The 4,596-nt window shown below is 42.3% G+C and carries 3 protein-coding genes; 1 reads left to right on the top strand and 2 read right to left on the bottom strand.

Translation table 11 applies throughout. The features are described from left to right. Window positions 1-82: 82 nt before the first annotated feature. Complete coding sequence (locus tag QUB08_RS14895) at window positions 83-1,483, bottom strand: NB-ARC domain-containing protein (RefSeq protein WP_333225433.1); 1,401 nt, start codon at window positions 1,481-1,483, stop codon at window positions 83-85. A gap of 203 nt (window positions 1,484-1,686) precedes the next feature. Here QUB08_RS14895 and QUB08_RS14890 point away from each other — a divergent pair, with 203 nt between their 5' ends. Further along, the gene (locus QUB08_RS14890; RefSeq protein WP_333225432.1) at window positions 1,687-3,936 is read left to right on the top strand and encodes a dynamin family protein; all 2,250 of its coding nucleotides are present in this window, start codon (window positions 1,687-1,689) and stop codon (window positions 3,934-3,936) included. 141 nt (window positions 3,937-4,077) lie between these two features. Here QUB08_RS14890 and QUB08_RS14885 read toward each other — a convergent pair. Continuing rightward, the coding region (locus tag QUB08_RS14885; protein ID WP_333225431.1) for a Uma2 family endonuclease at window positions 4,078-4,596 on the bottom strand (519 nt) is incomplete at its 5' end.

The raw sequence follows: 4,596 nt of genomic DNA, 5'->3' as shown, positions 1-4,596 counted from the left end.
GATTCTGTAGTCGGTTTTAACCGACTTTAGCTTTGAGGCAGGGGTTTCAACCCCTGTCGGACTGTCGGACTGTCGGAAAGTATCAACAAACTGGATTTGATATTACATATTGTCTCACCACAGGACAAACGCTGAATAGCGTTTCATTCTCCTGTTCTTCTATTTCAACTAACGATCGCCGGCCCAAAGATTGCAGCCCGTTGAATAACTCCGAGGGCGATAAATCGGCATCTTGTAGCAATTGCTCTATTGAAACTGAATTTGCTTCGCGGCTGAGGCGGCAGATGATGTTTTTTTCTAATTCTGACAAACGATTTATCTGCGGGTGCAATGTTGCTGCCAATTCTTCCCCTAAGAATAGCATATCATATTTCAAAAATTCTGCCACCCTACCTCGGAATATTTCTTGAATGGTGGTGGCGACTATTTTTAACCACAATGGATTGCCTCGGTAGGTGTTAATTAAGTTTTCCCATGTTTCGGGATTGAGTAAACTTTTTTGTCGGCAAATTTCGGCTGCTGCTGTACCTATGCCTTTGAGTTGTAAGCTGCGAACTGGTGATTTTTCTCCTTTTAAGGCGGTAATTTCTCTGGGTGGTTCCCAACTGTTGAGGATTAAACAACTGTTGTGGGTTGTTTCTCCGATTTGTCTGAAGAGGATGCTGTAATTTTCGCATTCGGGGCGGTAATTTCCTGCTAGTTGTCCGCTACTGAGAATGCTTTGCACGTCGTCGAGGATAATGAGACTGCGGTTTTTTCGCAGAAATTCCATTAACAGGGAAAGTCGATCGGGAATGCTGGTAGGGAGTTCGATTTCTGGTTTATTTAAGAGAAATTCTAGGAGAGTTTTTAGGGTGGTTTCTAAGGGTGGGAAGTGGCGGAGACTTCGCCAGATGACGTATTCAAAGTTATGCTGAATTTTTGGGATGAGGTGGAGGGAAAGTGCGGTTTTGCCGATGCCGCTGAGTCCTGATATTGTTGCGAGGGTGCACTTTTGTTGGACGATCCATTTTTCCAGGGTGGCGAGTTCGGATGTGCGATCGAACAATGATGAAATATGAGGTGCGTCTGCTAAGTCTAGTCGGGTTTGGGGTTTGGAGGTGTCTGAGGTGGGGGTTGAGGGCGATCGCTCTTTTGGCACTTCGGGAGGTTGCAAAGTGTCTCCACAAACATTGACATTATTAATTTGTGTACAGTCTTTCGCAAACTTTGATGAAATAATTGAGAATCGACATCTTTCTAATGTTGTTTTAAAATTTGATTTATTGAGTTCTTCACCTAAGACATCAGAGAGAACTTGCCATAATTCAGAAGCCACATTTCTGACATGACCTTCAGTGCAGTGCGATTCTTCGGCAATTTTAGAGTATCTTTGACCTTTCCATGCACCCCGCAAGATGGCTTCTTGCAGATCGTCCAAATGTTCTCCTGTTTTGGCGAAAACCAGATCCTCGGCAAATCTCAAGACTTCTTTAACGTCCATTGGTCGAGTAGGTGTAGGGGTTTTTCTTATTTTATCAGACTTTTTCTGACATTTTCTGACATTTCTGACCAATTCTGACAGATCGCTCGTCTCAATTGCTGATCAAATTTGACATTTTATTACTCCGATAAATTCATAATTAGAAGATAATTATAAAAACCAAATAACTTCCTGTGAGTTAAACTAGCGGGTAGCAGAATGCTATGAACATTAATTTTAGACGCTATCGGGAACAGAAAGGTATCAGTCAAGAATCAGTTGCCAGCGGGCTCGGCATTTCTGTAGATCAGGTTAAAAATTATGAGCAGTTCCCTGCACAAGTTCCGATGGGAATGGCAGTAAAATGGCTGCAAATATTAGGTGTTGACATTGCAACTGCCATGTCAGAGGAAATACATCCACTCCCAGGAATTGAACCAGGCAGTCCCTACGCTGAACTTTATCGCCGGCTAAATTTACTTAATCAGTATATCGATGAAAATTCTTTTTTACCTTGGCTAGAATTGCCAACGGAACTACGTATACCTAACCATCTGCAAGAACAAATTAACCAGTATTACCAAAAACCAAATGTTGTCTTGACAGGAGCATTTGACTCGGGTAAATCCTATCTTGCTAATACTCTTTTAGGCAAAAAAGTATTGCCAACAGGCTATCAGCCTGCAACAAGAGTCATTACCATTGTTTGTCATGTGGAAAGTCGCCCCGAATGGTTTGATGGAAACGTGGGAATTATTGATGAGAAATTTTGGCAAGATGAAAACGGCAAGCTAAATTTTGACTTCCTATATTTAGAGGATAGGGAGCGTTGTCAGAAGCATTTTTTGCAATTCGGCTCCTTTGACCTGCTAGAAAAATATGGCGTACACCAATATGATGACTCTGACGACAGCAATGATGGCGGACATACAGCTATAGTTTATGTAGATGCTCCTTTGTTAAGAGCGTGTAACCTGATTGACCTTCCCGGTTACTCTGATAAACAAGACGAAGTATCAAAGGATGTTGAGAAAGCTAATAGTGCCACCAAAATTGCTAATGTCTTGCTTTATGCTTCTCCTGCCAAGGGTCACATCAATGGTCAAGATATGGTGCGACTTCGGAATTTGCTGCGTTTGTTGCCGGCCCCAGAGAATGAATGCAACGACTTTCCGACGCTAGGAAATTTCTTTATTGTGGCGACACACGCCGATCCGAGTATCCCTGACGATGAGCTTCCCAAAATTCTCAATAAAGCTTCAGCCAGACTGTATAAAGAACTTGATGAAACTGCTATAGAGTTTCGTCGGAAGCTAACAAAGCGGGATATTACCAAGGAAGATGTGCAAAAGCGTTTCTTCACTTTCTGGTCAGAAAAGCCGGATCGCTGTCAGCGTCTCTTTGATGATTTAACTCAACTCCTCTGCGAGACTCTTCCTAAACCAGTCATCTCTCGTATCGACCGCGAAATCAATGCGGTCAAAAAAGACAAAAAACAAGAATACGCTAACTCGATTGAGCAATATCAAACAACTGTTGCCAAAATAGAGGAGTATCGAAAGGAGCTTGACAAAGCCGAGAAAAATGAACCTGAACGTCAGCGAGAAATGCGGCAAAAACGCAGTCAAGTGAGCAAACAAATTAAGGAATTAGAGAAAGATACCCGCAAATCATTTCAGACCTATGCAGAAAAAAAGATCGATGTAGAGTTTATAGAACAAATGATTCGCCAGAGATACGACAAACAGAAAGAGGCTCAAGAATACGCTCCCGGTTATTTAGTCGATCTGCTGCAAAGTCATTTAGAAAATCGGATTAGTGTCAATTCTGAAAAACTCAAGGCTGAGATTGACGCTTTTCTGGAAAAATACCCAGTGCCTAAACTTCCCAACAAAGATGGAATAGTAGTATCTATTCCCTTCGATACAAAAGGAGCTTTTCTTGGTGGGATAGCAGGTTTAGGTACTTATGGTGCCTTAGCCGCTTGGGCAGCAGGCCTTGGCAATCTTGGCAGCTATATCTTAGTAGCGAAATTAGTCAGTCTTTTGTCAGCACTTGGTATTAGTATCGGTGGTGGCACGGCAACAGTAATTTCTTTCGTAGCTGCGATTGGTGGCCCAATAGTTCTAGGGATCGGTTTAGCTGCTGGACTGGCTTCTTTGGTGTGGAATTTTTTTGGGGAAGCTTGGCAGAAGCGGTTAGCAAAAGAAATTCACCAACAATTCAAAAAACAGGGTGTTGTTGATAAATTCTTAGGAGGAATCGACCAGTATTGGCAAGAGACAGCCACAGCCTTTGATAAAGGTGCCGACGCAGTTGAAGCAAAATGCAAACAGTATCTCAAGCATCTGCACGAAATTACTTCAACTGATACCCAGTCAAAAGAACGAATTGAACAGATTATCATAAATCTGGAGAAACTCAGGGTTTTTTTCGCCAACATTCCTTGGGATACCCAGGGAGAATGTTTGTAAAAAAAACCAGCGGTTCTCGTGGCAAACCACCCAAACCCAATAACACGACGTATTGAGTTTTAACTAGGCGATCGCCCTTTTTTAATCACATCCCCAAGTGCGATCGCCCTTCCTGAACCGATGTGCGATCGCACTTTCCATTTATCCCCTCGATCGCAGTCCATCAAATTCTGCTTCTGAATCTTCCTTCGTAAAAATTACATCCTCATAGATAACATCAATACTTGTGCGAAAATCTACGCTAGACAAGTGAATTTCGCTGCCTTGAGTATAGGAATACAAAACCCACAACCCTTCAGCATTACGGCGAAAACACTCTACCCGCTCACGCTTTTGGCTAATTAACATATACTCTTGAAGGGTTTCTAATTCTTGATAGTCAGCAAATTTATCGCCCCGATCGAATCCTTCCGTACCATTTGACAAAACCTCGACAATTAAACAAGGATATCTTTTAAAAGATTGAAATGCCTTGTCCCGTTCATCGCACGTTACCATCACGTCAGGATAGTAGTAAATATTCTTAGATTCAATCCTAGCTTTCATGTCAGACATATAAACACGACAGCCACTACCCCGAACACAGGGCAAACGCATCATGTCAACAAGCGGGAATTTTACCGTGCTTGTTGCGACTATTATCGATAGCTGTAGTTTATT

It is taken from the genome of Microcoleus sp. BR0-C5, from assembly GCF_036705045.1.
GTDB lineage: Bacteria > Cyanobacteriota > Cyanobacteriia > Cyanobacteriales > Microcoleaceae > Microcoleus.
Note: the sequence above shows the minus strand (reverse complement) of the source record. Positions and strands in the feature narration are given on the sequence as shown.